Here is a 26,219-nt window from a genome sequence, read left to right as displayed (position 1 = left end):
ATCGCTGTTAAAAGCTGTTAAAAATGGTAAAATAAAAAAACTATTTTGCAATTGCCAGCAGTGAAATACAGTCTGCATGAAAGTTTTAACTCTTTCACAAAGTCAGTACAGCAATTTGGTCATTCTTTAAAAGAAACAGTAACTCAAACAACTGATAAAGTTTCAACGGCTATAGTTCAAGCTAAAGATTCCTTAGAACATAGTTTAAAAACTGCTGAAAATATCCAAAAGACGACATCAACAGCAATTGAAACAGTAATTACTAATTCTGTAGAAGATTTTTTGGCACAACATCCCATATCTTTACATTTATTGCAAATAATGGGTTGGTCAATTAATCACCCAATTATTAGTTTAGTAATTTTGCTGTTTATTATTGCTCTACTTTGGAGTATAATTAAAGGAATTGTCCGATTGATTGAAACAGTTAGTTGGTCAATATTAAAAATTCCATTTCAACTAATTAAATCTGGATTTTTGTTTTTGATAAAACTTGGTAATTTCGCTATTCATAAAATAATTAATAACAAAAATTCCCCTTTTATTTCCACAATCACTCCCATTAGTGCAATTACAAATTATCCAACTAAACAGCAACGTTTGGCAGAAATTAGTATTCGCTTAGAAGCCATTCAAAAAGAACAACAACAACTTTTACAAGAAGCAGCTAATTTAATTACCACTGAAACAACAGATATTCAATTAAACAAGATCATTATTAATTCTAACGTTCAGGAGACATCTGTTTAATAATTTCATCATCCTTGCCAGTTACATATTGAGCAAAGCGTTTTGCTAAAGTTGGCACAAATACAAAAGCACTGCTAAAACCTGAAAATATATGAAGTCCTTCAAACCCTGGAATAGTACCAATTAGAGGTAACTTATCTCTACTAAATCCAACCAAACAATGATGATAACTACCCGGTAAGCTTCCCAAATCTGGCAATATTTGACTGATACTTTTTCGTAACCATATTTCACTTTCGGTTGAATTAATTTTAGCTTGAGGATTTGTAGAAATACGACTAATTTGACCTAAACGCAAACTACCATCTAAGAATTGTACCGCACCTGCATCGAGAATTGGCGTTAATATTTCTTGATCTGATTGATTCCACAATTCATCAATTTCTGTAGATTTTGTTTCTAATTGAAATCGTTGTAAATTAGCTGGTGTAACTAAAGTGTTTAATCGCAAATTAACCGATGGAATTTCAATAACCTCTGCATGAGAAAAATACATTTTGATGGAAACACCCGCAGATTTTAGAAGTTTACGGCTAAATCCACCGGCACAAATTACAATATTTTTACTGTGAAAAGTGGCTATATTTGTTTTCACACCTGTAAATTTTCTAGGAGAGGAAGAAGTCAATTCTAAAACTTGCGCGATTTCCATTTCTCCCCCCAATCGCAGCATAGCTTGAATGTATGCTTGTGTGGTTTTTTCTGGGTGAATATGGCCATGTTTGACCGTTAAAGCACCAGATATCACTTCTGGATTTAGTAGAGGTTCTAATTCACAAGCTTCTTTAACTGTGAGTAGACGGGGAGGAATAGCGACTTGTGCGTAGGATGCAGCAGCCGTTTCTGGGTTACAATTAGCGGGTATGGTTAGGAGTAAATCTAATTCCCGGTACTGAGTATCAGCTTCTAATTCTTGAGATAGATTTGGGTAAAGAGCGATCGCTTCCTGGCATAATTGTTTTGTAATTGGTGTTATCCCTGACCAATAGGAAATTCCGCCATAACTATAGCGAGTGGCGTTTTCGGGTATGGTGTATTGTTCCAGCAACAATACAGAAAAGCCTGTTTTAGCTAGTTCATAGCCCAGTGTAGCCCCGGTAATTCCACCACCAACCACAATCCAGTCGTAGGTTTTCATATATTTAACGTAAGTTGCTAGTTAGATGAAATAAGGTGCGTCAGAAACTTAAAATTAGTCATTTTAGCCTAAATTATTCCGTCTGACGCACCCTACAGACTATAAAATATCCGAAAAATTAATAACTAGCAACTTGAGTTATTTAGCTGTAGGATTTATTCATGAATATTCGTGGTGAAAGTATACTGCGTGGCGTGTCACCTGCGATAAAGTAAAATTAATTTTGCAGGCTTTACACAATGACTGGTTTTAAATCATTTATTTTTTAGAAGGTTCTAATTACTTTTCATCCCAATAAAAACGATAAAATAAATATTCATTTTTAAAGGAATGATCATCGGTAACATGATGAATCCATTTTTCATCAATTAATCTTTGTCCAAGACGAATGGCATTTTCTTGAGATAATTGTAAAGATTCCATCAACCAAATTACTGCTTCATTTCCTATAAAACAACGTGGATAAATTTTAAGTTTATACCGACGATCCTCAATTTTAATGCCTCCGACGTTACGCATTTTAGCTACTAATTGTTCTAAATCAATTTCAGAAATAGGAATTTCCTGGGGTTGTTCAACTTTAATTTGAGCTTGGTTAGTTTGTTGCCAAATTACATAATTTTCATTTTCTTCAACTAAAATTACTAAAAAACGTCCTTTATTTTCTAAAGAAACAAACTTTGCTTTTTCAACTGCATCTAGTCTTTGCTCTTTAGGAAAAGAGTACACCTTTATAAATAACATATCTCGATAAGACATTCCATCTATAGTTTGTAACTCATCATCTATAGTATAAGTAAGTTGACAATATTGAACTTGATCAGCAGTAATTAAGAGCATATAAATTTAACCTCCACTTAACATTTGAGATGGTATTTTCAAAAGATTATGTTAGTATAATGCGTACTATAGCAAGGAACAGGGAACAGGGAACAGAGTAGAAAGTCTTGTATGGATTCCGCCGATCATGTTCTATCTGATTCAAACGCATACCGCTGTTAGACATCTCCGAAAACGGTCAAACTCCTACAATGAATACTTTTTGGCAAGCGATCGCTAACCGCAAATATCCTCACATTCTACGCTAAAATATTACAATTTATAGCTGAAAGGAAGCCGTCAAAGCTACTGCTAAAGCATCTGCCGCATCATCTGGTCGGGGAATTTCGTCTAAATCCAATTCCCGTGCCACTGCCTCTTGCACTTCTGCCTTATCTGCATTACCATAATTTGTCAATGCTTGCTTAATTTGTGCTGGGGTAAATTCCACATAAGGAAGGCGGCACTGACCTAAAACCAAAACAAGTACACCCCGTGCTTGCGCTACGACAATAGTATTAGACATACGATAGAAGAATAATTTTTCAATTGCTACCAAGTCCGGTTTAAACTCCTCCATCAGGGTGTGTAAGTCGTCAAATAAAATACATAGACGCTGTTCCATTTCCATATCTGCCGAAGTTTTAATAACACCAAAATCTAGCATTTTGATGGTTGTATTTTGTCCTTTAGCTGAACTTTGTTGCCAAGTAATTACTCCAAATCCTAGTGTTGCTAGTCCTGGATCTATTCCTAAAATTCGTTTTTCCATCAAATTTACTTTGACCAATAATTCCTGGATGGTAGAACCTTCTAGATTGATTCTACAGATCAATCTAAAATCTTTAGCAAGGGTGAAGGGCAGCGGGCAGCGGGCAGGGGGCAGGGGGCAGGAAGAGAGAAAGAATACTTTTTCCCTATTCCCTATTCCCTATTCCCTATTCCCTATTCCCTGTTCCCTGTTCCCTGCTATAAAAAACAAACCTAATTAGTTTGGTGCTAAATGACAATTAACCGTATATTTTTTCACTCAAAAGCTAAGATTCTCTATTGGTATAACTGGGAATACTGGTAATTTTCAGGATTGGTTCCAAATATGAAGGAATTGAAAAATATCATAGTTTCACCCTTGGGATTGAACCAGGTGGTGTAAAGTTTCTGTTAAACATTGTTTCTCCTCTTCCAATTTAGGTATGTCAATCGGTTTTTTTAGACAAGCCCTCGATGCCCTGCAAATAGAGTCACACAGTCGCACTTCCCATCGGGTTAACCAGTGGTTTAAGTGGTTATCCCCTGGATTATCTGTAAAACGGTGGCTGCTAATTAGTGTGGGTGGTGTAATTTTGGCAAGTTTGGGGTTGGCTATATGGATAAAGCTGACCCCGATTTTTTGGGCATTGGAGTTTTTGAGGGGTTTATTGGGAGTTTTGACTAACATTTTACCTAACTATATCAGCGGCCCTTTGGTTTTATTGTTAGGGGTTTTATTAGTATTGTGGGGACAATCCCGCACAGTCGGTTCGATTACTGAGGTACTAAGACCACAAGGTAATGAGGAGGAACTGATAGATGTTTTGTTAGCCCATCGCCGTTTGTACCGAGGACCGAAAATGGTGGTAATTGGTGGTGGAACAGGACTTTCGACCTTACTGCGGGGACTCAAAGCCTATAGTGCTAATATTACAGCAATTGTGACGGTAGCTGATGATGGTGGTTCTTCGGGGCGGTTGCGTCAAGAATTTGGGGTATTGCCTCCAGGAGATATTCGTAATTGTTTAGCGGCACTGGCAGATGAAGAAAAGTTACTGACAGAATTGTTTCAATATCGTTTTCGGGCTGGGGATGGTTTGACTGGTCATAGTTTTGGTAATTTGTTTTTAACTGCTATGTCGGATATTACTGGAGACTTAGAAAGGGCAGTTTCTGCTAGTTCTAAAGTTTTAGCAGTTAGAGGACAGGTGCTACCTGCAACTTTGAGTGATGTACGGCTTTGGGCAGAATTGGCTGATGGACGAAGGATTGAGGGTGAGTCTAATATTTCTCTGGCTGGTGGGAAAATTGAGAAAATTGGTTGTATTCCAGATCGTCCTCCAGCTTTACCGGCGGTGATTAAGGCGATTCAAGAAGCTGATTATATTATTATTGGTCCTGGGAGTCTTTATACGAGTGTTATTCCTAATTTGTTAGTACCAGAAATTGCGGATGCGATCGCTGCTACGACAATACCTCGGATCTACATCTGTAATATTATGACCCAACCGGGAGAAACTGAGGGTTACACCGTTGCCCAACACATCCAAGCAATTGATCAGGTTTGCGGTGGACGCAGGTTATTTGATGCGGTATTGGTACATAAAAAAACACCCTCTGCCCAAGCCCTAATTCGCTATGCTCAACAAAATTCCCATCCGGTATTCTTAGATCGGGAAGCTGTTAGTCAGCTAGGAAGAAGGATTGTCCCGGCTAATATAATCTATGAAGATGAAGTTGGTGCTGTTCGTCATGACCCGCAAAAATTAGCTAAGGTCTTGTTACGCTGGTACAGTGGCGCTCATCATGGTAAGGGAAATAAAAATTCAAAATGAATTTGTTTCGCGCCAAGTTGCAATCGCCCTTTTCTGCGAAACGCATTGTCTCTGTTCCCTGTTCCCTCTTCCCTCTTACAAGCCGACTTTTTTAATAATGAAATTTTTTCTGGCTGATCAACAAAAAACTTTTAATTTAGGCTTGATTTTGGGTGAATCTTTACCTGCTGGTAGTGTAATTTTATTGGCAGGTGAGTTAGGGGCTGGTAAAACTACTTTGGTTCAAGGTATTGGTCAGGGGTTAGGTATTACTGATCCTATTGTGAGTCCTACTTTTACTTTAATTAATGAATACCTGGAAGGACGACTTCCTCTTTATCATCTGGATTTATACCGTCTAGAAGTTGAGGAAGTCAAAGGGTTGAATTTAGAAACCTATTGGGAACCCATGGAAGTCACACTAGGAATTGTGGCAATTGAGTGGGCCGAGAGAATGCTCTATAAACCAGATAGTTATCTCAATGTGACTTTAACCTATGGGGCAGCAGGCGATCGCCAAGCGGAAATTACCTGCTATAATTGCAATCTACCAAAGGCTCTAATTGAAAGTTAAAGCTTGACCCCTAACTTCTGTATTGACCCTTCCTTTGTCAAAAACCACTTCCCCTCCAACAATGGTTGTCACAGGCCAGCCAGTTAGATTCCAACCTTCAAAGGGACTCCAACCACATTTGGTTAAGAGTTCTTCACGCAAAACTGGGCGATAGGTGTTTAAATCTACCAACACTAAATCAGCATCATAACCAGGGGTAATTTCTCCTTTATTGGGAATACCATAGGCTACAGCCACGGCTTTAGACATCCAGTGAACGACTTGGGCAACGGTACACTTTCCTTCCATAGCCGCAGTTAACATTAAAGGTAGGGAAGTTTCTACCCCAGGCATTCCCGAAGGGGTGTTAGGATAGGGTTGGGCTTTTTCTGCTAAAGTATGGGGTGCATGGTCGGTGGCGATAAAGTCAATTACTCCATCTCGTAAAGCTTGCCAGAGAACTTCGTTATCATGGAGCGATCGCAGCGGTGGATTCATCTGCGCCAAACTACCAACCTGTTGATATGCACTCGTATTTAACAATAAATGCTGGGGTGTCACCTCCGCCGTTACCCAACTTGGTTTCTCTTTTCTCAATAAATCGGCTTCTAACGCCGTTGATAAATGGAGAATATGCAGACGACGTTGATATTTTTTAGATAATTTTAATGCCAGTTGGGTAGCTAACAACGCCGCTTGAGGATCCTGAATTTCCGAATGAATCGCCGGATCTTCAATCCCCGCAAACTCTAGACGACGTTGATTGATTCTTTGTTGATCTTCGGCATGAACAGCAATCAACCGACTACCTTGGGCAAAAATTTGTTCCAATAAAGTCTCTTCCCCAACAAGTAACTGACCGTGCATCGACCCCATAAAAATCTTAATTCCCGGTGTTGGTTCAGCTAAAAGTAAATCAGGGAGATTTTCTGGCGTAGCCCCAATAAAAAAGCCATAATTAACTAAGGACTTATGGGAGGCACGTTCTAACTTATCATTCAACGCTGACTGATTAATTGTCAAAGGTCGTGTATTGGGCATTTCTAAAAAAGAGGTGACACCTCCCTTAGCGCAAGCACAACTAGCAGTAAACAAGTCTTCCTTATGTTCCAATCCTGGTTCCCGGAAATGCACCTGCGGATCAATTACTCCCGGCAACAAAGTTAAACCTTGTGCGTCAATTTCTTGAATGGCCGTGTCATGAGCAATATTTGATGCTACTTCAACTATCTTTCCTGCATCGGTTAGCACATCCCCAATCATCAACTCACCGTTGGGTTGAATAATCTGAGCTTGACGAATCAGTAATTTTTTTGGCAATGACATGGTTTTAAGTATAAAATAGGGTGTGATTGAGATTAAATCTAGTAGCTCACCCAATGGACAATTCTTACTGCGTGTAAAAAAAAGGTGATATTCAATTTATGACTCATTCTATCCAGAAATTACTTTTGTTCAGATTAAGAAATTAAAATCTCTTTGTGTGAGTAATTATTGGCACAACAGGACAAAAATCAAACAAGCAATAATTCAGAACTAACTAAAAGTTATAATATCAACCTTTGAACTTTTAATTTTACGGGGGTATTGATATAGGTTGGCCTAAATAACCCAATATTACAAATCTATGAAAAGCTTACGCTGTATTAGTTTTGACCTTTAACTTTTGACTTTTGCCCTGCGGCACTAGACCATCTTAATTAAATTCTAAGTAATTTCATGCGAAATCAAGTGTCTGATAACAACTCTAGCCAACAACCTGATAATTCCTGGATTATAGAATTAAGTAAAACTATTTTCCTCAGTATTTTCCTAGCGCTGGGAATCCGTACTTTTGTAGCTGAGGCACGTTGGATTCCTTCTGGTTCAATGGAACCTACGCTCCATGGTACACCAAACCAATGGGAAGCAGATAAGATTATTGTTGATAAAGTAAAGTATAAATTTGCTACGCCACAACGGGGAGATATAGTAGTATTTTCACCGACTGAGGAACTCAAGAAAGAACAATACCATGATGCTTTTATTAAGCGTATAGTTGGTTTACCGGGAGAAAAGGTAGAACTCAGAAATGGCAAAGTTTATATTAACAGCAAACCCTTGGCAGAAAACAAATATCTATCCCCCTCTCAGGTTACAGTTATAGATGTGTGTACATCAGGGCAGCAACCGCCTTACTTAGCTAAACCCGAAACTATTCCAGATAATTCTTACTTGGTGTTAGGTGACAATCGCAACAGTAGTTATGATGGTCGTTGTTGGGGTGTAGTTCCCCGTAATAATATTATTGGTCGTGCCATAGTTCGTTTCTGGCCATTGAATAATATTGGCACAATAGATAGGTGATTGGTGATTGGTGATTGGGAACAAGATTTATTTTTACAAAATGCAGATGATATGTATGAAGAAAATTCCTTAGTTTCAGGCTTTTGGGATTGTATATTAATGCGGTGCGTCAGATATACAAAATCTGTTAGATGGTAACCGTTCAGGGGGTGTAAAGAAAACGAAAAACAACCCCCAAAATCAAGCAATAAAATTAAACAGCTTTCAACAAGTCAGAATCTAGTATGTTAATTCTGTGTATTTTTGGAGACCACATTCAGCAGGTAAAATCAGAAAAAAAGTATTTTAATCTAAGTGGAGTGAAGGTAGCTAAAATGAAAACAAAACTACAAGTAGATGTTAAAGATATTGACCATTTAGGGATAATAGCGGGAATTATAGATGAAATAGGCAGGGTCGGCGTATTCATCCTTTGCTAATTTATCGTAGAGTTCATTAAAAGCGTCAGATATGTACTTGAGGAAAATTAACCCTAAGACAACGTGCTTATACTCAGCAGCATCTAAGTGACCCCGTAGCTTATCCGCAGCTTGCCATAATTTCTCTTCAAAACCCAATTTGGTGCTACTACTATTTGATTTAGTCTGTTTGGTTGCCACTTAGTTGTTTACCCTTTACTTCCCGAAATACTTCTCTAACAACCTTTTCGCCTGTTCCCGAATTTACTCTTCATTCTTGTTAATTAAAACATACCATCAAACAAAACAGTAATCTACCCTTCGCTATTAATCTTGATCTGTAAACCTGGATTACTTGAGTAAAGGTTGTTGGGAAATATCCTCTAAATCTACAGACTTGAGTAAGGAACGCCAATAAGCAATGAGTTTCAAGTTTTGGGGGGATTCCCAGCGTAATTGAGCTAAGGTGGAAATTGCTTCTACCCAAATTCCGTTTTTGGCATAAATTACAGATGCTTGTAGAGGATTAGCGGATTTGAGTTCGGATATCAGTTTTGTAGAAGATTCAACCCGTTTCACAATTCCACTAATATAAATTCCTATAGAGGGGTCATCAGCATTACAATATATGTCAAATCTCCACAGATAATCTTTACCTACTTCTAAAACAATATTTTCTGGCAGATTGATTTCCATGATTCCCTCTATGGCTTCACCATGCAAGCTATCAGATATGGCAATTTTTGTTTGATAAATTATCTCATCAGTTTCAAAGGCAATCAAACTAAATTCAGCCTCAAGTTTTCCATCTGGTGAATCAATATATTGTTTTTCTATCTTTGGCAGATGAACAAAAAACCCCGGACTAGAAGACACAGTTAATGATGGAGTATTATTCGGTACGATCGCCAACAATTTTTTTGCTTGACGACATCCACAGCGACACCCCGCATAATTTCTTTCTTGTCGTCGCAATCGGTAAATTTCATGTACAACTGTTTGATCCAGTCTCTGAAACTTTATCTGTGCCTGAACAGGTGTAGACATTAAAGAAATTGCCAACAATGTCAAACCAATATATTTTTGCATTATGGATCTCCTAGATTAGTTATATAAAAATGGATTTACGCCCACCATAGGCGATCGCCTACTGCCGTTTTTCCCCTAAGAATTTTTCTGACAGAGTTTTAAACGTCTTGAGTTTGGACAATTTGAAAATATTGGTATTTTATTATTTGTACGCTAAAATCCTACACTTTAAACTTTTCTCTGGTTTTGCTGCTGTAATTTGTGCATATGGTTAAATAAAGACCAGCAATATTCCTCTGGTAATCCGCAGGTAATCGCACCCCGTAACACAACGTTAAAATACCAATCGTTGGGCGCTGCTTCTTCTGTTAACTTGTTCACTACTACATAGGTACGAACATTGTTGTATATTTTGTCTTGACAGTGAATGTCTACTAATTCCTGTCGATAGAGTCCATAGGAGACACCCTCACGTTTATCCAGGTATTCACTTAGTCGCCAAGGTAGTTGATAAAGTACACCTTTGACAGTAGCTTGAGAATCAGCTACAACGTCCAAAACTCCACATTTGCGGTTGGGAGAATAGAGATAAAACCCCAGTCGATATGCTTTTAATACTCCAGGTGCGATAACGTAAGGATGGGTATTTTCACCGAGCGATCGCTTTAAATCAACTGGACACATACAAGAACCATAAGCAAAATAATAAAACATCGGCTCTTTTTGTAGCGAATGTTGCAGTTTACACTCTAGGGTTACAGGATTATGAGATTGTACCCAACTGTGGTGTGAGTGTCCACTTTGATTAGTCATCTATCCCTGGAAGTATTTATGACGAAATTAATTATATCATTGAATTTAAAATAAAAACTGTATCCCGATAGACTTACCGGAGATTGTATTAACAGCTAAATATAACCCTTGATTTAACTAGGCACTAAGTGGCCTTTGTTCTATCAGAGGGACTTCAAATCTAATTGTACTAGCTGCCCAGTTCTTTAAATCAGGTGCAAGCCAGACTAACTTACTTAAAATTTCATCGTTGATCCATAATACTATGGGGAAGTGAAAATTCTTGCGAAACTCGTCTCGCATCACATTGGTGCTGATGATCAATTGATTGATCTCTTCTACAGATTCTAAACCGCGAATCATCAAAGTCTCTGGTTGAGAATCACCAAGTACATTCTCAATGGTGGTATAAAGGGTTTGAGTCTCTGGTGAAAGGGTAATTTCTTGAATGTCTGTGGATAGGGATTCTTTTAATAAATTCAGTATTTGCTGTTGTCTTTGAAGGGAATTGCAACAAGCTAATACTAATGAAAATTCGCCAGCAGAAACCCGAATACCCCTTTCTAGCCTTTGAGCGGGTATTGTATTATTTAGATTGCTTTCTTGAAAATTAATTAAGGATGTCATTCAAAATCCTGTACCTTTTTGAAGAATAATGAAGGAAAATTAGGGTAGTCTTGTCTAGTATTATAGTGCCTAAAGTAAAAAGTTCCTGCACGTGAGTAGATATAAAAAAAATAAATCTTACAATATCCATAGTCAATATTAACAAAATCGTGGAATAGAATATGCGTCAAAGCAAAAAGTCGGGGGTACTGGTGGTGATGGGTATCCTGATGGCCTTAATTGTGGTGATGATCTCTTTACCCTTAAATGCTCAAACAAACATGACTTCTGAGTTAAGGGGAGCATGGTTGACAAATATTGATAGTGATGTTTTATTTGAGAGCGATCGCCTGAAACGATCCCTACAAACTTTACAAAAACTCAACTTTAACACCGTCTATCCCACAGTCTGGAATTGGGGTTACACACTGTATCCCAGCAAAGTTGCGTCCAAGGTAATTGGGAGAGCGATCGATCCCACCCCCGGCTTGAAAGGACGAGATATGTTGAAAGAAACGGTGATTGAGGGACATAAACAGGGGTTAAAAGTCATTCCTTGGTTTGAATTTGGCTTTATGGCTCCTGCTGATTCTCTTTTAGCCAAAAATCGCCCCTATTGGCTCACCAATCGCAGCGACGGAACGCGAATAGTTAAAGAAGGGACACATAACCGAGTTTGGTTAAGTCCTTTTCGTCCTGATGTGCAAAGATTTATCCAAGACTTAATTGTAGAAATCGTCAAGAACTATGATATTGATGGGATTCAATTTGATGACCATTTTGGTTTACCCTCAGAGTTAGGGTATGATCCTTACACTGTGTCCCTCTACAAAAAAGAACATAGAGGCAAAGCACCATCCAAAAACCCCAAAGATCCAGAATGGGTACGTTGGAGAGCGAACAAAATCACGGGTTTCATGAAGCGAGTATTTACAGCTATCAAAGCCACTAAAAAGAACTGTATAGTTTCCGTCGCACCCAATCCCCAGCGATTCTCTTATGAATACTTTTTAGCAGATTGGCAAAGATGGGAACGAATGGGATTAATTGAAGATTTGGTTGTGCAGATATATCGTGATGATTTGAATGTGTTTGTTAAAGAATTAGAGTATCCAGAAGTGAAAGCCGCTAAAAGTCATATTCCTGTGAGTATTGGTATTTTAACGGGGTTAAAAAATCGCTCTGTACCGATGCAGCAAATTCAGACACAAGTACAAAAAGTGCGCGATCGCAATTTTGCGGGAGTTTCCTTCTTCTTCTACGAAACCCTCTGGAACATGAGTAAAGAAACACCTTTAGATCGTCAAGCAGGTTTTGAGCAAATTTTCCCAACACCGGCGGGTTATCCCAACATACTTACCGGATGGAAACCTTGAGAAAATATGGCAAAATATATGAAGAAAGGTAAAAATTCATTACAAAATAAAATCAATGGGAATATTTGGATTTGGTAAAAAGCTGGCTATACCCACCCCTGATCAAGCTTTACCAGGAAGAACGGAAATCATGCCAGTACCCGGTCAACATTATGTTAATAGCAACCCCCTCAAACCACCTTTTCCCCCAGGTTTAGAAACTGCTATGTTTGGTTTAGGTTGTTTTTGGGGCGCTGAACGTAAATTTTGGCAAATAGAAGGAGTTTACACCACCGCAGTTGGTTATGCTGCTGGTTACACACCCAACCCCACCTATCAAGAGGTATGCACCGGGTTAACTGGTCATAATGAAGTAGTGTTAGTTGTCTTTGATCCCCTGGTAGTTAGTTATTCCCAACTGTTAAAAGTGTTTTGGGAAAGCCATAACCCCACCCAAGGAATGCGTCAAGGGAATGATTCTGGTACTCAATACCGTTCGGGAATCTACGTTTATTCAGATAATCAAAGACAGTTAGCAGAATCCACAAAAGAGACTTATCAGCAAGCCTTAGATAAAGCAGGATATAGCAAGATTACCACAGAGATCTTAGATGCACCTGAATTTTACTATGCTGAAGGTTATCACCAACAATATTTAGCCAAAAACCCTGGGGGGTATTGTGGTTTAGGTGGTACTAATGTTGCTTGTCCTGTGGGTGTTCTAGAATCGCAAGTTAGCGGTTAATAAAAACAGGGTTTCTCCATTAGATATCTCCAGCAAAAAAATGTAGAGACGTTCCATGGAACGTCTCTACATAATTAAGAATATTAATTTATTTCCCGTAGAACTGATTTCCTTTTTCCTTTTGCATTAGGGCTTTAATTCTCCTTCCTATCTCAAAATCAGTGAACTAACAGATAACACTTCATCCCTAACCTGCGAGTGAGGAGGGGAATTAGATTTTTGTTGAAATCCTGTTTTTAGAAATAACAATTATCTCTGGTTTCAGTGGATATTCATAAAACCCTGATAGCAAAATATATTACATCCTATTGCCTCTAGTCCACCATATATGGTAATTTTGTGGAGTGCTTTTAAGAGGGTGTTTGAAAAGTCTAATTTATACAGCCCTAGCGACTAGAAGTCGCGGCTACACAGTCGAAACCCACCTGCGTGGGTTTTTAAACCTTAATTTTGTGTTAGTCCACGGAGGTGGACTTTGCTTGTGTAGTAGCGATTTATAATCGCCCGAAACTTTTCAAACATCCTCTAGGGGCAACATAAAGCATTGGTGTAAACTTAGTTAGCAACTATAGATTCACCCAACCTCAAAAACAAACCCTAGATAAAATCTAACCTTAACCCGGATATAACCTGAATACAATCTATTTCTACTATCTTTTGTAACGAGAATTAACAACGGTGTCAACTCTGATCACAAATAATATGAATCCAGTTCTGCAATTGGGCGATCGCACACTTTCGTCCGGCGAAGTCCTGCAACTACTAGCAGAACATCGGTTAATGCCACTCTTAATCAAAGAAATTGTCATTGATCAAGCGATCGCCCCCATCGAAACCACACCAGAAGAAGAACAACAGGCCTGTGAACAACTAGCCCAACAATATCAGTCAGCTAAAGAGCAAGGACTAAGTTCCGAAGAACTAAACATCATGGCAATACGCCTACTCAAGTTAGAAAAGTTCAAAGAGACTACCTGGGGGGGAGATTTAGATGCTTACTTTTACCAACGCAAATCCCAGTTAGATCGGGTTGTCTACTCCCTAATTAGCGTTTCAGATATTGGCATTGCCCAAGAACTCTACTTTCGTATCCAAGAGGGCGAAGAATCCTTTGCTCAACTAGCACGCCAATATGCACAGGGTCCAGAAAGTCAGACAGATGGTTTAGTCGGACCCGTAGAACTGCAATCCCTACATCCAGCCTTAGCCAAACTATTATCTGTCAGCCAACCCCAACAACTTTCACCACCAACCCAAATTGGTAATTGGTTAGTAATTGTCCGTCTGGAAAAAATCATTCCCGCACAAATGGATCGCCCCCTGCGTCAGCGATTGGTGAATGAACGGTTTAATACTTGGATGCAAACAGAAATAGCAGCACAAAACTGGCAAATACGCCAGTCAAATCCCGCCATTAGTGGGGCAACAGAGTGAAGTTAAAATTCCCACCTTTTAAAATTCTAGGACACTAACAAATCTGAATAAATATGACTTATATTAAGAGTGCATTTGCAGAATTTCTGACGACCATAGAAGGTTTCGACCAATTAAATTCAGCAGAAATTGATAAACTAGCATCCCAGCAACAACCCCTGCGCTATCGCATCGGTCAGAAGATTATTAGTAAAGAAAGACTACCTGATCGAGTGGCAATTATTTATGAAGGACAGGTGCGGCTGTTGGGATACGATCCCCAAACCCAATTACCAATCACCTTAAAACTACTGAAACCAGGGGCAGTGATTGGGGAAATTAGTTTATTAAGACAGTTTTCTTGCGAAACAGCGATCGCCTCCACAGAAGTCATTTGTTTAACATTAAGTACAGAAGAATATTTACAACTGTTCTCTCGCAATCCAGCCTTTGCAAGTGTTAGACAAAGTTCCAGTAATTTAATGGAAGTGTTTGATATTCTCAGCCTCCAGATAGCCAAACAAGCTAATGCTAGTTTAAACCTCAAAGAACTCACCCACCAAGCCCTACTAGGGGCAAAAATTCGTTATTTAGCACCAGGCAGAACCCCCCAAAACCAACTAGAAACTGATAGTATTTGGTTTGTCAGTGGAGGGGGAACAATAGCTCAGTTTCCCCCCGGTTCTCCTCTAGACTCTAGCCAAAATATCATCGAAGTCACAGGAAATACCCCCGCAAGATTGATCGGCATCAATCCCACAGATTTATCACTTTTAGATATTCGTCCCACAGTAGAAGAAGTTCTAGAAAATTCCTCACAAATCACAGTAGATTTAGATATTCCCTACGCCCAACCAGAAGAAGCTAACGCCAACGATCCTCAGACCTCGAAAAAGCAACAAAAATATCAAAAATATCCCTTCTTTCGCGCCCAAGGAGAACTATATTCCACCCTGGCCTGCTTTCAAATGATCTCCAAACATCTGGAAATGCCCTTCCGTAAAGAGGTCGTCAGAAGGGTGTTAAACGACCAAATTAAAAGGCAGGGAAATATATCTTTTCAACTGTGTGCTTATGTTGGTGAACTAATTGGACTCAAATCCCAATTATTAGATATTCCTGAAACTGCAATCACACGCATTCCTACACCAGCACTAATTAATTATGGTGATAGCTATGCAGTAGTTTATGAAGTAAACGTCAGTAGAATAGTTTTAGGTGTTCCAACCAAAGGCATCATCCACCGCACACCCAGTCAATTATTAGCGGAATTAGATACAGATCAAAGCAATATGCCCCCTCAAGTTAGGGTATTGTTGCTCAGTTCCACCAGAGAAACACCTCAAGAACGCTTTGGTTTACGTTGGTTTATCCCTTACTTATCAAAGTATCGCCGAGTTTTAATAGAAGTATTTATAGCTTCCTTTTTTGTCCAACTAGCGGCTCTAGCCAATCCCCTAGTTATTCAGTTAATCATTGATAAAGTTATTGTTCAAAACAGTATTAGTACCCTAAATATTTTAGGCGTGTTACTGTTAGCCGTGGGGATATTTGAAGCAATATTAACCACCTTGCGGACTTACCTATTTGTGGATACCACCAACCGGATAGATATGAGTTTAGGGTCACAAATTATTGACCACTTACTGCGATTACCACTACGCTATTTTGAAAAGCGACCGGTCGGTGAACTTTCCACTCGCGTCAACGAATTAGAAAATATACGTCAGTTCCTCACAGGTACAGCTTTAACCGTGGGATTAGATGCGATATTTTCCGTAGTGTATATCGTTGTGATGATCTTTTATAGTTGGAAACTGACCATAGTGGGATTAGGAACAGTTCCCATCTTCGTGATCATTACATTGATTGCCGCCCCCACCGTCAGCCGCCAATTACGCAGCAAAGCAGAACGTAACGCCGCCACCCAATCTTATTTAGTTGAGGTGATGTCGGGTATTCAAACAGTTAAAGCCCAAAATATCGAATTGCGATCGCGCTTTGCTTGGCAAGAACGATATGCTCGATTTGTGGCCGCCGGCTTTAAAACCGTTGTCACCTCCACCCTCGCTGGTTCAACCAGTAACTTCTTCAACAAACTCAGCAGCTTATTAGTATTGTGGGTAGGAGCGGCTTTAGTATTGCAAGGAGAATTAACATTAGGGGAATTAATCGCCTTTAGAATTATCTCCAGTTACGTCACCAGTCCAATTCTCCGCTTGGCGCAAATCTGGCAAAACTTCCAAGAAACCGGATTATCTTTAGAACGATTAGCCGATATTGTCGATACACCACAGGAAGCAGAAATAGACCGGAACAACATCCCCTTACCAGCCATCGTGGGGGCAGTTAAATATGAAAATGTTTCCTTCCGATTTGCCCCCAGTGGACCCCTACAACTAAATAACGTCAGCCTCGATTTTCCATCAGGTAGATTCGTCGGCATTGTCGGCCAAAGCGGTTCAGGTAAAAGCACAATGATGAAATTACTCCTCAGACTATACGAAACAGAGTCAGGGAGAATCTTAATTGATGGTTACGACATCGCCAAAGTAGAACTGTATTCCCTGCGCCGTCAACTGGGGATAGTTCCCCAAGATACCCTGTTATTTGATGGTACAGTTCAAGAAAATATCGCCCTGACCAATCCCGATGCCACCACAGAAGAAATCATCGAAGCGGCTCAAATTGCCGCTGCCCATGAATTTATCATGAGCTTGCCCAATGGTTACAATACGCGGGTTGGGGAGAGAGGTTCAGCCCTGTCTGGTGGACAAAGACAGAGAATAGCGATCGCTCGTTCCGTATTACAAAGACCAAAATTATTAGTCTTAGACGAAGCCACCAGCGCCCTAGATTATCCCACCGAACGGCAAATCTGTCTAAATTTAGCCAGCGCCTTTAAAGGCAGTACCGTTTTCTTTATTACTCACCGTCTCAACACCGTCAGCAATGCCGACACAATCGTTGTGATGGATGGTGGTAGAGTCATAGAACAAGGTAGCCATCAGGAATTAATGGCTGCCAAAGGTCATTATTCCTATCTATATCAACAACAAGAAGTGAACTTGTAATTAGCTGACATATTCGTAGGGTGCGTCAGACTCGATCATTCCACAATAGTAAACGGATTTTTCACATCTGACGCACCATAACTCAAACTCTCATTTCTCTGTGAACTCTGTGCCTCTGCGGTTCGTTTATTCCAAGTCCTATTTAGGGTTTGCTGATAGCGTAGCGTGCCGTTAGGCATATAAAGATAAAACTGAGATATATCAAGGGTTTGAAGGTGAAAAAGGTGAATCAAGTGCAAGGAATAAGCGTTGAAACTGTTCATTTACCTATCACTTGACCAGATTGAATACTGTTCTTCTCTTCTTCTAATTCTGACTCCTGACTTCTGACTCCTAGCCCTAACGAAAAGACTTTTTCCTCAAACCCTATTTAACATCTGACCCACCATCAAAGCTCAATACAAAATCTAAAATCACTATGACTCAACTTAACGGTAAACAACTTAACGGCAGTAACGGTAACGGCAAGCAACCAAACACAGGGGGACTTGCAACCACAACCAAAGCCACAAAAGAAACAGCAATTAGCTTTAATAACGATAGCTTTGAACAAAGTGTAGTCCTCCGTCAATCCCCAGTTTGGTCACGTACCATCATGATCACCTTGATGGCATTAGCCTGTTTTGGAATTGGTTGGGCTTGTTTGGCCAAAATTGAACAAGTCGTGCCAGCAACAGGTCAATTAAAACCAGAAGGAACAGTCAAAGAAGTACAAGCTCCCATAAGTGGAGTTGTTAAAGAAGTTTTTGTCAAAGATGGGCAAACAGTTAAAGCAGGTGATTTACTTTTAACCTTCGAGTCCATTGCTACCATTGCCGAATTAAACAGTTTAAAAAAGATTCGTACAGCCTTAACTAAAGAAAACGATATTTATCGCCGCTTAATGAGTGCCAGCACAGGAGTAGGAACAGAATTAGAATTTTTACGGGGTGGATTACCCGCAGATACAGCCTTTTTGCTCAAAAATCGGTCATCCTTAGTATCAGAAAACGAACTACTGCGATCGCAATTAAACAACTCAGCCTCAGCCACAGAATTAGGCAATGATGAACAACAACTTTTAGCAGTTGCCAAAGAAGAATTAGATTCCCGTTCTAGCGCGGCAAAATTAGAAGTTGAAAAAATCAGAAAACAACTATCTCAAACTAAAGTCAGGCTTCAAGACACAAGAGATAGTTTAGTAATTCAAACAAGTGTTTTAGACAAACTCAAAGTTCTAGCCGAAGAAGGTGGAATTTCTCAACTGCAATATCTCAATCAAAAACAACAAGTACAAACCCTAAAAGCCGAAATTGCTCAATTAATTGAAGAAGAAAAACGCCTCCAATTTGATATCCAAAGAGGACAGCAAGAAGTCACCAATACGGTAGCTGTTTCTGGTAAAAACGTATTAGATAGAATCGCTGAAAATAAAAAACGCATTGCCGAAATTGATAGCCAATTCATGCGAGTTATTCTATCAAACGAACAAAACTTAGCAGATATTAACAGCAAAATTTCCCAAACCCAACTAAATGTTAAATATCAAGAACTCCGCGCTCCCGTAGCCGGAACAATTTTTGATATGCAAGCCAAAAACCCCGGTTTTGTTGCCAATGCGACCCAAAAGCTACTACAAATCGTCCCCAACGATAATTATATAGCTGAAGTTTTCATCACCAATAGAGATATTGGTTTCGTGCGTAAAGACATGAATGTAGATGTGCGAATTGATTCATTTCCTTTCAGCCAATTTGGTGATATTAAAGGAAAAGTCCTTGATATTGGTTCAGATGCCTTACCCCCAGACCAAACTTATCAATTTTATCGCTTTCCAGCCTCAATTAGCTTAGATAAACAATACTTAGAAGGTCCAGGTAAGAATATCTCCTTACAGTCTGGGATGTCTATTAGCGCCAATATTAAAGTCCGCGAAGAACGAACAGTCATCAGTTTGTTTACAGATTTATTTACCAAGCAAGTAGAAAGTTTAAAAGAGGTGCGTTAATTTTAGGGGCGTATTGCGATACGCCCTACCCTTTTTCATTACTTTGTGCCAAGATAAAATTTTCAACATTATACTTAGACTGCCGAGGCGTATAGTCAAGAAAACATTGACTTAGCTGAAGCGATCGCTCTAGCTCTCGAACTCAAACCTGATTTACTTTTGATGGATGAACTTCGAGGACGTATCGTGGCCACCAGTTATGGTTTGCAGGTTATTGGTTCCCGTTAGACATCAGACACTAATGGTAAACGACGAATACGAATACGGCTTGGCTCAACCGTAATGGCTGATCCTTGTTCCAAATCCTCCTCACATTCAGCAACTACCGTCAACAAAATATCTGTGAGTGCCTGAGAACGTAACCTTTCAATCCGAATACGAATGACTCAAGGAGTGGCTGCTACATCGAGCGCCAGCAATGTATGAAAATCTGCATCAAGGGTAGCAATAATCCGTCCTTCGTCTCTAGCTCTCTGGATAATGTCTGCATCTTCAGCTTCAGACATCCCTAGTTCACTAGGATAGTATCGATCCCAGCATCACGTAATAAAGTTGCCGCAGAAATTGGAATCCTTGAACTGCTGACGCTGGTTCTGCATATTTCTCCTGATTCTTGCTATACTATTGGTTCTGACTCTGTTGCTGGAATATTGGACGTACAATTAAATATCCTGCACTAAAACCAGTCACCATAATTAACAAAATAGTGATTACTAACCACCAACCATTCATTCCCTTTAAATCAGACTCAGTGGGTGCATAATAACGCACTTGTTGTTCTTTGAATACTGGTTTTGAATTGGGTGATTTCACGTCTATTACAGGTGCAGAAACCTCTTTGCGGCGGTTTTTGCTAGGAGAAATCCCCCCAATTGTCGGTGGTTGAGGACGATAACTTGGCTGAGGTGGACGTAATTTTTTTATTGGTATCTCACCACTTTGATGATTTGTGGGTTGAGGGTTTGGGGTATTTTTTACCTCACTCTGATGATTTGTGGGTTGAGGTCTGGGTATTACAGAGGAATCTACCAACTTTTGTAAATGAGCAAAAGACTGAGTAACTTTGGTAATTTCTTGGTAAAGAACTTGATTTTCTTGGACTAATTTCTGATTATGAGCAGTAACTACATCTAATTTTGCTTGTATTGCTTGTAATTCTGTTACCAATTCTCGGTAAACATGAAGAGGAACAGAAGCAGAATAATTAGGTGTAGAGGATTTAGTGTTAGTAGACTCTATAGTTGTTCGCATCAGTTACTTGGTATGACAATAAAGTATCTCAATTAACAAGCGTTATGAACAAAAATCAACAAATTTCTAGAAAATATGTTGAATTGATAAATTATCAATTATTAGGAGCTAAAAGAATAGTGGCTATTTTAATACAGATTGGGTTTTGTGGTCATTATTTTGCAATAACGGGAAAAAGTGTCCAACGGGCCCTTGTCCTTTGCCAATATTTAAAGAGTATGTGAGTGCAGTTGTAACATACTCTTTGGCTTCTTGCACTGCTGTCCACAAGTTTTTGCCTAAAGACAAGTTAGCAGCGATCGCTGCTGATAAAGTACAACCAGTACCATGAGTATTTTTAGTATCTATCAGTTTTGTTGTCAAGGTTTCCAGTTTTTCCCCATCAAACCAAACATCCACCCCCCGCAAACTCCCAGACATTCCCCCACCTTTCACTAAAACGGCTTTTACTCCTAATTTTACTTGCATAATTTCTGCTGCTGCTTGCATATCTTCAAGAGAATTAATCTCTAATCCGCTTAAAATTTGAGCTTCGTAGCGATTGGGTGTAATAATCGCAGCCTGGGGAATCAAAGCATAACGGAGAGTTTGCACAGCATCATCATCGATCAATTGCACCCCTGTTCGTGATACCATTACCGGGTCAACTACTAAATTATTAATTCCTAAAATTGTTATTTGCTGTGCCACGGCAGAAATAATTTCTTGGTTGAGTAACATCCCCGTTTTAGCAGCTTGGACACCAATATCCTCTACAACCGCCTGAATTTGCGCTACAACAGCCTCCGCAGTCATGGCATCAACCCGCTTCACTCCCATAGTATTTTGGGCTGTAATGCAGGTGATAGCGCTCGTACCGTGGACACAGTGAAACGCAAAAGTGCGTAAATCAGTTTGAATCCCTGCACCCCCACCGCTATCTGAACCAGCGATCGTTAAAGCTACGGATATTAATTGTGACTTCGTTTTCATAAGTTAACCTATTGGCTAGACCAATTATTCATAACATACTCTCTTCGCACTAAAAGAATATGGATTAAATGAACCGCAAAGCAAGAAGGAAGAAGATATCTAATCTTACGCTGGGAAGGGAGTAAACAGTAAATATCTGAATTTATTCAAATGAAACACCAAGACTCTAAAAATATTTAATCACTATTTCCTAATTGCAAATTTTTTAATGTTTTCTGCAAAAATTCACCCCATTGTGCTGCTAGAGGAATTTCTGTAAATGGAACATGAATTGATTTAGAATTATTTAATAAAAACTCTAATTCTATTTTCTGACCTTTTAAAGGTGGGTTTTCTATATCTACTAAGTTACCATTTATTAAAAAGCGTATTTCTTCAACATCCAATAAAGAAAATGTTTCTAATTCGGTTATTCCTGTTGTTGTGGGTTTTCCCCAAGTAATATCATTACCCTTTTGAGCTAATACAGCATAAATATCATACTTGGCTCGTTCAAACTGTTCTGCCCAAATGCGATAAGCTTCAACTTTTTGATACTCCTTTGACCCTTGCCAAGCTAACCAAAAAAATGCGACTAACAGGGGCAGCCACAAAAGACCACGTTCCATAATATACCTCGTTTATGTGGGAATTTGGAGTTTTTAATGATTCTGTTGCGTCATTGCGACATAAGGAAGCAATCTCATAATGTGGGGAAAAACAAGGTATTATATATTAGCAAATGTAGTAATTACTAGCAACTCAAAACTCAAAACTTTATCAGTAGTATTAGGTTTGAGAGTTGTGTAATTCAAACCCAACAGCAACATGATTATACCATACAAGCAGGATATCTTATGAGTTTATACCGCCTAATTTACAGCAGTTATGGAATACCTGATCTGGGGTATCACGATCTCAAAGATATCATGGAGAAATCTGAAAAAAACAACCAAAGTGATGGAATTACAGGACTACTATGTTATGGTGATTCTATATTTTTACAGATATTGGAAGGCGATCGCACAATAATTAGTCAAACTTACCATCGCATTGCCCTTGACCAACGCCACCATACCCCAGAATTGATTGAATGTGTCCCCATCGAAAGTCGTCTTTTTGGGATTTGGTCTATGAAAGCAGTAACCCTTAGTGATTTAAACTCTGAGGAAGTGAGAAATTTGATTTTAAAATATTCTGCATCTATTACTTTACAACCACACACCATGACTTCACAGCAGTGTCTTAACTTTATGCAAGCACTGGTTAAATTATATGAAAAAGCCTCATCATTTTAATATACAGCTTAATATACACCAATCAAGACCAAGAAGAGAGAATATTCTTCTTCCCTGCCCCCTGCCCCCTGCCCCCTGCCCCCTGCCTCTTGTTCCCTGTTCCCTGTTCCCTCTTATTATGAGTTATGGTAGTGACAAAATTGATCAGAAACGGTGATGAAAAGACTTATACTATCATGCTTGTTTATCATCGGGCTAATAGCTGCGGTGTTTGGCTTTCTGAATTTCCAAGGATTAGCAACGAAAGGTGAATTTGAGACAATTTTGCTGGATTTTCGGGAAGATATACCGACAACGATCATACAGCAAGACTTACAAGCGATCGCTAAACAATATAACGTCACACCCCAACTGGATAATCAATATTCAGCCATAGATAACGTTTATATTATCAAAGGCGATCGCGATCGGCTCAAACAACTGCAAAAATCTCCCTTTGCTAAAGCCACAGAATTTATCGAGCCAAATTATATCTACAAAATCATCCCCCAAGGTGAACCAACTCGGCTAGGAGAATTTCTCAAACCCCAAGACAATGAAGACATTCCCCCTTCATTAACAGGACCCAACGACCAATATTACAGCAAACAGTGGAACTTCCACAAAATTGGCATCGAAGGCGCGTGGAATCGCACCAAAGGTAGTGGCATCACAGTAGCCGTAATTGACACAGGTATTACCAAAGTCCGAGACTTATACGAAACAAAATTCGTCAAAGGCTACGACTTTGTTAACGACCAACAAGAAGCCAAAGACGACAACGGACACGGTACACACGTTGCTGGTACAGTCGCCCAAGCCACAAATAACAAATATGGTGTCGCCGGCATTGCCTACGAAGCCAATCTCATGCCCTTAAAAGTATTAAATGAATTTGGTTCTGGAACAGTCGCCGACATAGCCGAAGCCATCAAATTTGCAGCCAATCAAGGCGCGGATATAATTAACATGAGCTTAGGTGGTGGTGGTGAAAGTCAACTGATGAAAGAAGCCATAGAATACGCCCACAACAAAGGCGTAACCATCATTGCCGCCGCCGGGAATGAAAACACCGATGGTTCTAGCTACCCCGCCCGTTATCCCCGCGTTATCGGCGTTTCCGCCTTCGGACCCGACGGAGAAAAAGCACCCTATTCTAACTTTGGTGCAGGAGTAGATATTTCCGCCCCCGGTGGAACCCAAGCCGGTTCAATTCTCCAAGAAACCATTGACGAAAATGGCGAAGGAGTATTTTTAGGACTCCAAGGAACAAGCATGGCCTCCCCCCACGTGGCAGGTGTAGCCGCCTTAATTAAAGCTACCGGAGTCACAGAACCAGATGAAATTTTAAAAGTTCTCAAACAGTCAGCCAGAGCGATCGAAAATGATGGTTTAAACTATTATGGTGCTGGACAACTCAACGCCGAAGCAGCAGTTAAACTCGCCAGCGAAGGACAAATCAGTTTTCCTGACTTCTTCCGGTGGTTGCGAGATAATGGCTATCTTAACCCCCGCTTTTGGATAGATGGTGGTGCAGTAGCCCTAATACCTAAACTTTTAATGGTAGTAGGTTCTTATCTTTTAGCTTGGTTTTTACGAGTTTATTTCCCCTTCACCTGGAGTTGGTCATTATCCAACGGCTTACTTTTTGGTAGTTCAGGGTTATTTTTCCTCAAAGGAATTTACATCTTTGATCTTCCTCAATGGCCTTTCCGGGTTTTAGGTAGTTCTATTCCCGAACTAGGAAACGCCCTACAGGGAACAGACGCTTTAAATCCTCTTTTTGCCAGTGTCTTAATTCCGATTATTTTGATAGCATTACTGCTAGGTCATCCCAACTGGAAATGGTTCGCTGTTGGTTCAAGTCTAGGCGTAGCAGCCTGTTTAACCGTCAGCGCTATTTATGATCCTAACCTTTGGGGTTTAGGAGATGGTAACATAGCTCGTCTTTTCCTCATTGTCAATGCCATACTTTGTTATGGACTGGCACGTTTAGCATTGAAAAACGAAAATCAAACTATTTAGGTGATTGGTGATTGGTGATTGGTGATTGGTGATTGGATAAAAATCTTACCCATTACCCATTACCCATTACCCATTACCCATTACCCATTACCCATTACCCATTACCCATTACCCATTTATGAGTATTACACTTACAGGAACTATTGAACGCCGCAATATTGGACTCGGCGCTTGGGCTTTTGTCACAGACGAGGGCGTTACCTACGAAATTCTCAAAAATGCTGATAAAAACCTGTTGAAATCAGGACAAAAAGCCAAAGTTACAGGACAAGTTAAAGAAGATGTAGCAACAGTAGCGATGATTGGTCCTGTTTTAGATGTACAATCCTTTGAATTGATGCCCTAACTATTTTGGCGGTTGCTATAATTATAAAAAAATACTTAAAAGTGTTATTATATATCGCTGCAATCATTCTAAAGTCAGGCTGAAAGGGCAAAATAAAATGAAAGCGATTCAGTAATTGTATTTTGCTGAAAACAAGGGTAAACTAGGAGAGCGATCGCGCAACAAGGTAAACACAGTTTCCCTGCTTTGGAGAGAAAACCCCCAGTGAATGTTAGTCAGCTAGGGGAGTTTAGTTATCAGGGTGCATCTACCACTTAATTATTCTTAGGTGCATACCCATCCCCGGACAAATTCACATCAGGAATTTTGCTATTCTTGTTTATAGGAGTTACCCATTGACAGAATCTATTACATAAGGATTATCAATTATATCTGTTGTAGGGTGCGTCAGACCCGATAATTGAGCATCTAACAGACTTTCTCTATCTGACGCACCGCACTACTATGGGATTCCAAAAGCTTAAAACTAGGGAATTTCAGTTATACATATCATCTGCATTTTGTATAGTATGTAAGTCCTAGTTTAAGAAAAAACCCCCAGTCAATGTTAGTCAACTAGGGGAGTTTAGTTATCAGGGTGTATCTACCACTTAACGTTTCTTCCCCTAACCGCTACTCTCAGGATAAATTGAAAAATGTCGATTTTGTAGCTGTTCTTGTTCCCAAGAAAAAACCCCCAGCCAGTGTTAGCCAGCTAGAGGAGTTTAGTTATCAGGGTGTATCTACTATTTAACTGTTCAGGTCTTAAACTCTACTTTCAGGAAGATTTTGGGTGTATCGCTGTAATTACTTTTTCGCGC

Annotated in this window: 24 protein-coding genes; 12 read left to right on the top strand and 12 right to left on the bottom strand. The window is 39.6% G+C overall.

The window, feature by feature from the left end; genetic code table 11:
* Nucleotides 1-60: 60 nt before the first annotated feature.
* Nucleotides 61-750: a hypothetical protein gene (locus VB711_RS01135; RefSeq protein WP_323283837.1), complete on the top strand. Its 690-nt coding sequence runs from the start codon at nucleotides 61-63 to the stop codon at nucleotides 748-750.
* On the opposite strand, the gene VB711_RS01130 is transcribed toward VB711_RS01135, so the two are convergent.
* From VB711_RS01130 to ruvC, 3 genes are all read right to left on the bottom strand, one after another.
* Nucleotides 725-1,888: an FAD-binding oxidoreductase gene (locus VB711_RS01130; protein ID WP_323283836.1), complete on the bottom strand. Its 1,164-nt coding sequence runs from the start codon at nucleotides 1,886-1,888 to the stop codon at nucleotides 725-727. The genes VB711_RS01135 and VB711_RS01130 overlap by 26 nt on opposite strands.
* Nucleotides 1,889-2,167: 279 nt before the next feature.
* Nucleotides 2,168-2,728, bottom strand: a complete 561-nt coding sequence (locus VB711_RS01125; RefSeq protein WP_323283835.1) for a hypothetical protein — start codon at nucleotides 2,726-2,728, stop codon at nucleotides 2,168-2,170.
* 259 nt (nucleotides 2,729-2,987) lie between these two features.
* The gene (gene ruvC, locus VB711_RS01120) at nucleotides 2,988-3,479 is read right to left on the bottom strand and encodes a crossover junction endodeoxyribonuclease RuvC (RefSeq protein ID WP_323283834.1); all 492 of its coding nucleotides are present in this window, start codon (nucleotides 3,477-3,479) and stop codon (nucleotides 2,988-2,990) included.
* Between the two features lie 421 nt (nucleotides 3,480-3,900).
* Here ruvC and VB711_RS01115 point away from each other — a divergent pair, with 421 nt between their 5' ends.
* Nucleotides 3,901-5,292, top strand: coding sequence for a gluconeogenesis factor YvcK family protein (locus VB711_RS01115; RefSeq protein WP_323283833.1), 1,392 nt, complete (start codon nucleotides 3,901-3,903; stop codon nucleotides 5,290-5,292).
* A 97-nt stretch (nucleotides 5,293-5,389) separates the two neighbouring features.
* Nucleotides 5,390-5,845, top strand: a complete 456-nt coding sequence (tsaE, locus tag VB711_RS01110; protein WP_323283832.1) for a tRNA (adenosine(37)-N6)-threonylcarbamoyltransferase complex ATPase subunit type 1 TsaE — start codon at nucleotides 5,390-5,392, stop codon at nucleotides 5,843-5,845.
* Here tsaE and VB711_RS01105 read toward each other — a convergent pair.
* Entirely contained in the window at nucleotides 5,831-7,150 is a 1,320-nt protein-coding gene (locus VB711_RS01105) for a dihydroorotase (RefSeq protein ID WP_323283831.1), read from the bottom strand. The genes tsaE and VB711_RS01105 overlap by 15 nt on opposite strands.
* A gap of 393 nt (nucleotides 7,151-7,543) precedes the next feature.
* Between VB711_RS01105 and lepB the strand changes: the two genes are divergently transcribed.
* Entirely contained in the window at nucleotides 7,544-8,170 is a 627-nt protein-coding gene (gene lepB, locus VB711_RS01100) for a signal peptidase I (protein ID WP_323283830.1), read from the top strand.
* Nucleotides 8,171-8,526: 356 nt separating this feature from the next.
* Here the strand turns inward: lepB and VB711_RS01095 are convergent, their stop codons facing one another.
* The 4 genes from VB711_RS01095 to VB711_RS01080 all read right to left on the bottom strand — a co-directional run bounded on the left by VB711_RS01095 (nucleotide 8,527) and on the right by VB711_RS01080 (nucleotide 11,016).
* Complete coding sequence (locus VB711_RS01095) at nucleotides 8,527-8,769, bottom strand: type I restriction-modification system subunit M N-terminal domain-containing protein (RefSeq protein ID WP_323283829.1); 243 nt, start codon at nucleotides 8,767-8,769, stop codon at nucleotides 8,527-8,529.
* A 150-nt stretch (nucleotides 8,770-8,919) separates the two neighbouring features.
* The gene (locus VB711_RS01090; RefSeq protein ID WP_323283828.1) at nucleotides 8,920-9,657 is read right to left on the bottom strand and encodes a DUF928 domain-containing protein; all 738 of its coding nucleotides are present in this window, start codon (nucleotides 9,655-9,657) and stop codon (nucleotides 8,920-8,922) included.
* A gap of 168 nt (nucleotides 9,658-9,825) precedes the next feature.
* Entirely contained in the window at nucleotides 9,826-10,410 is a 585-nt protein-coding gene (locus tag VB711_RS01085) for a gamma-glutamylcyclotransferase (protein ID WP_323283827.1), read from the bottom strand.
* 117 nt (nucleotides 10,411-10,527) lie between these two features.
* Nucleotides 10,528-11,016: a hypothetical protein gene (locus tag VB711_RS01080; protein ID WP_323283826.1), complete on the bottom strand. Its 489-nt coding sequence runs from the start codon at nucleotides 11,014-11,016 to the stop codon at nucleotides 10,528-10,530.
* Nucleotides 11,017-11,213: 197 nt separating this feature from the next.
* Here VB711_RS01080 and VB711_RS01075 point away from each other — a divergent pair, with 197 nt between their 5' ends.
* The 5 genes from VB711_RS01075 (at nucleotide 11,214) to VB711_RS01055 (ending at nucleotide 19,569) form a co-directional block, all read left to right on the top strand.
* Entirely contained in the window at nucleotides 11,214-12,371 is a 1,158-nt protein-coding gene (locus VB711_RS01075) for a glycoside hydrolase family 10 protein (RefSeq protein WP_416233544.1), read from the top strand.
* A gap of 55 nt (nucleotides 12,372-12,426) precedes the next feature.
* Nucleotides 12,427-13,095, top strand: coding sequence for a peptide-methionine (S)-S-oxide reductase MsrA (gene msrA / locus VB711_RS01070; RefSeq protein ID WP_323283824.1), 669 nt, complete (start codon nucleotides 12,427-12,429; stop codon nucleotides 13,093-13,095).
* Between the two features lie 702 nt (nucleotides 13,096-13,797).
* Nucleotides 13,798-14,529 carry a peptidylprolyl isomerase gene (locus tag VB711_RS01065; RefSeq protein WP_323283823.1) on the top strand — a complete coding sequence of 244 codons (732 nt, stop codon included), beginning with the start codon at nucleotides 13,798-13,800 and terminating at the stop codon, nucleotides 14,527-14,529.
* Between the two features lie 53 nt (nucleotides 14,530-14,582).
* Complete coding sequence (locus tag VB711_RS01060; protein WP_323283822.1) at nucleotides 14,583-17,582, top strand: peptidase domain-containing ABC transporter; 3,000 nt, start codon at nucleotides 14,583-14,585, stop codon at nucleotides 17,580-17,582.
* A gap of 418 nt (nucleotides 17,583-18,000) precedes the next feature.
* Nucleotides 18,001-19,569: an HlyD family efflux transporter periplasmic adaptor subunit gene (locus VB711_RS01055; RefSeq protein WP_323283821.1), complete on the top strand. Its 1,569-nt coding sequence runs from the start codon at nucleotides 18,001-18,003 to the stop codon at nucleotides 19,567-19,569.
* Between the two features lie 386 nt (nucleotides 19,570-19,955).
* On the opposite strand, the gene VB711_RS01050 is transcribed toward VB711_RS01055, so the two are convergent.
* The 4 genes from VB711_RS01050 to VB711_RS01035 form a co-directional block, all read right to left on the bottom strand.
* The gene (locus VB711_RS01050) at nucleotides 19,956-20,075 is read right to left on the bottom strand and encodes a DUF5615 family PIN-like protein (RefSeq protein ID WP_323283820.1); all 120 of its coding nucleotides are present in this window, start codon (nucleotides 20,073-20,075) and stop codon (nucleotides 19,956-19,958) included.
* A 115-nt stretch (nucleotides 20,076-20,190) separates the two neighbouring features.
* Nucleotides 20,191-20,820, bottom strand: coding sequence for a hypothetical protein (locus VB711_RS01045; RefSeq protein ID WP_323283819.1), 630 nt, complete (start codon nucleotides 20,818-20,820; stop codon nucleotides 20,191-20,193).
* A 123-nt stretch (nucleotides 20,821-20,943) separates the two neighbouring features.
* Entirely contained in the window at nucleotides 20,944-21,792 is an 849-nt protein-coding gene (thiD, locus tag VB711_RS01040; RefSeq protein WP_323283818.1) for a bifunctional hydroxymethylpyrimidine kinase/phosphomethylpyrimidine kinase, read from the bottom strand.
* A 176-nt stretch (nucleotides 21,793-21,968) separates the two neighbouring features.
* On the bottom strand, nucleotides 21,969-22,400 hold the full coding sequence (locus VB711_RS01035) for a hypothetical protein (protein WP_323283817.1): 432 nt from the start codon (nucleotides 22,398-22,400) through the stop codon (nucleotides 21,969-21,971).
* A 228-nt stretch (nucleotides 22,401-22,628) separates the two neighbouring features.
* Between VB711_RS01035 and VB711_RS01030 the strand changes: the two genes are divergently transcribed.
* From VB711_RS01030 to VB711_RS01020, 3 genes are all read left to right on the top strand, one after another.
* Nucleotides 22,629-23,069 carry a BLUF domain-containing protein gene (locus tag VB711_RS01030; protein ID WP_323283816.1) on the top strand — a complete coding sequence of 147 codons (441 nt, stop codon included), beginning with the start codon at nucleotides 22,629-22,631 and terminating at the stop codon, nucleotides 23,067-23,069.
* 156 nt (nucleotides 23,070-23,225) lie between these two features.
* Nucleotides 23,226-25,073 (top strand): S8 family peptidase, encoded by a 1,848-nt coding sequence (locus tag VB711_RS01025; RefSeq protein WP_323283815.1) that lies wholly within the window; start codon nucleotides 23,226-23,228, stop codon nucleotides 25,071-25,073.
* 118 nt (nucleotides 25,074-25,191) lie between these two features.
* Entirely contained in the window at nucleotides 25,192-25,419 is a 228-nt protein-coding gene (locus tag VB711_RS01020; RefSeq protein ID WP_323283814.1) for a hypothetical protein, read from the top strand.
* Nucleotides 25,420-26,219 lie beyond the last annotated feature (800 nt).

The organism is Cronbergia sp. UHCC 0137 (assembly GCF_034932285.1).
GTDB lineage: Bacteria > Cyanobacteriota > Cyanobacteriia > Cyanobacteriales > Nostocaceae > Cronbergia.
This window is presented reverse-complemented; position numbering and strand designations above follow the sequence as displayed.

What these genes read in the sequence shown, in the direction of transcription:
- VB711_RS01020 (WP_323283814.1), top strand. Translation starts at nt 25,192, where the DNA reads ATGAGTATTACACTTACAGGAACTATTGAACGCCGCAATATTGGACTC.
- VB711_RS01080 (WP_323283826.1), bottom strand. Translation starts at nt 11,016, where the DNA reads ATGACATCCTTAATTAATTTTCAAGAAAGCAATCTAAATAATACAATA.
- VB711_RS01065 (WP_323283823.1), top strand. Translation starts at nt 13,798, where the DNA reads ATGAATCCAGTTCTGCAATTGGGCGATCGCACACTTTCGTCCGGCGAA.
- VB711_RS01055 (WP_323283821.1), top strand. Translation starts at nt 18,001, where the DNA reads ATGACTCAACTTAACGGTAAACAACTTAACGGCAGTAACGGTAACGGC.
- VB711_RS01035 (WP_323283817.1), bottom strand. Translation starts at nt 22,400, where the DNA reads ATGGAACGTGGTCTTTTGTGGCTGCCCCTGTTAGTCGCATTTTTTTGG.
- VB711_RS01060 (WP_323283822.1), top strand. Translation starts at nt 14,583, where the DNA reads ATGACTTATATTAAGAGTGCATTTGCAGAATTTCTGACGACCATAGAA.
- lepB (WP_323283830.1), top strand. Translation starts at nt 7,544, where the DNA reads ATGCGAAATCAAGTGTCTGATAACAACTCTAGCCAACAACCTGATAAT.
- VB711_RS01025 (WP_323283815.1), top strand. Translation starts at nt 23,226, where the DNA reads ATGAAAAGACTTATACTATCATGCTTGTTTATCATCGGGCTAATAGCT.
- VB711_RS01105 (WP_323283831.1), bottom strand. Translation starts at nt 7,150, where the DNA reads ATGTCATTGCCAAAAAAATTACTGATTCGTCAAGCTCAGATTATTCAA.
- VB711_RS01085 (WP_323283827.1), bottom strand. Translation starts at nt 10,410, where the DNA reads ATGACTAATCAAAGTGGACACTCACACCACAGTTGGGTACAATCTCAT.
- msrA (WP_323283824.1), top strand. Translation starts at nt 12,427, where the DNA reads ATGGGAATATTTGGATTTGGTAAAAAGCTGGCTATACCCACCCCTGAT.
- VB711_RS01125 (WP_323283835.1), bottom strand. Translation starts at nt 2,728, where the DNA reads ATGCTCTTAATTACTGCTGATCAAGTTCAATATTGTCAACTTACTTAT.
- VB711_RS01050 (WP_323283820.1), bottom strand. Translation starts at nt 20,075, where the DNA reads ATGTCTGAAGCTGAAGATGCAGACATTATCCAGAGAGCTAGAGACGAA.
- VB711_RS01090 (WP_323283828.1), bottom strand. Translation starts at nt 9,657, where the DNA reads ATGCAAAAATATATTGGTTTGACATTGTTGGCAATTTCTTTAATGTCT.
- VB711_RS01045 (WP_323283819.1), bottom strand. Translation starts at nt 20,820, where the DNA reads ATGCGAACAACTATAGAGTCTACTAACACTAAATCCTCTACACCTAAT.
- VB711_RS01075 (WP_416233544.1), top strand. Translation starts at nt 11,214, where the DNA reads ATGGGTATCCTGATGGCCTTAATTGTGGTGATGATCTCTTTACCCTTA.
- VB711_RS01130 (WP_323283836.1), bottom strand. Translation starts at nt 1,888, where the DNA reads ATGAAAACCTACGACTGGATTGTGGTTGGTGGTGGAATTACCGGGGCT.
- thiD (WP_323283818.1), bottom strand. Translation starts at nt 21,792, where the DNA reads ATGAAAACGAAGTCACAATTAATATCCGTAGCTTTAACGATCGCTGGT.
- ruvC (WP_323283834.1), bottom strand. Translation starts at nt 3,479, where the DNA reads ATGGAAAAACGAATTTTAGGAATAGATCCAGGACTAGCAACACTAGGA.
- tsaE (WP_323283832.1), top strand. Translation starts at nt 5,390, where the DNA reads ATGAAATTTTTTCTGGCTGATCAACAAAAAACTTTTAATTTAGGCTTG.
- VB711_RS01030 (WP_323283816.1), top strand. Translation starts at nt 22,629, where the DNA reads ATGAGTTTATACCGCCTAATTTACAGCAGTTATGGAATACCTGATCTG.
- VB711_RS01115 (WP_323283833.1), top strand. Translation starts at nt 3,901, where the DNA reads ATGTCAATCGGTTTTTTTAGACAAGCCCTCGATGCCCTGCAAATAGAG.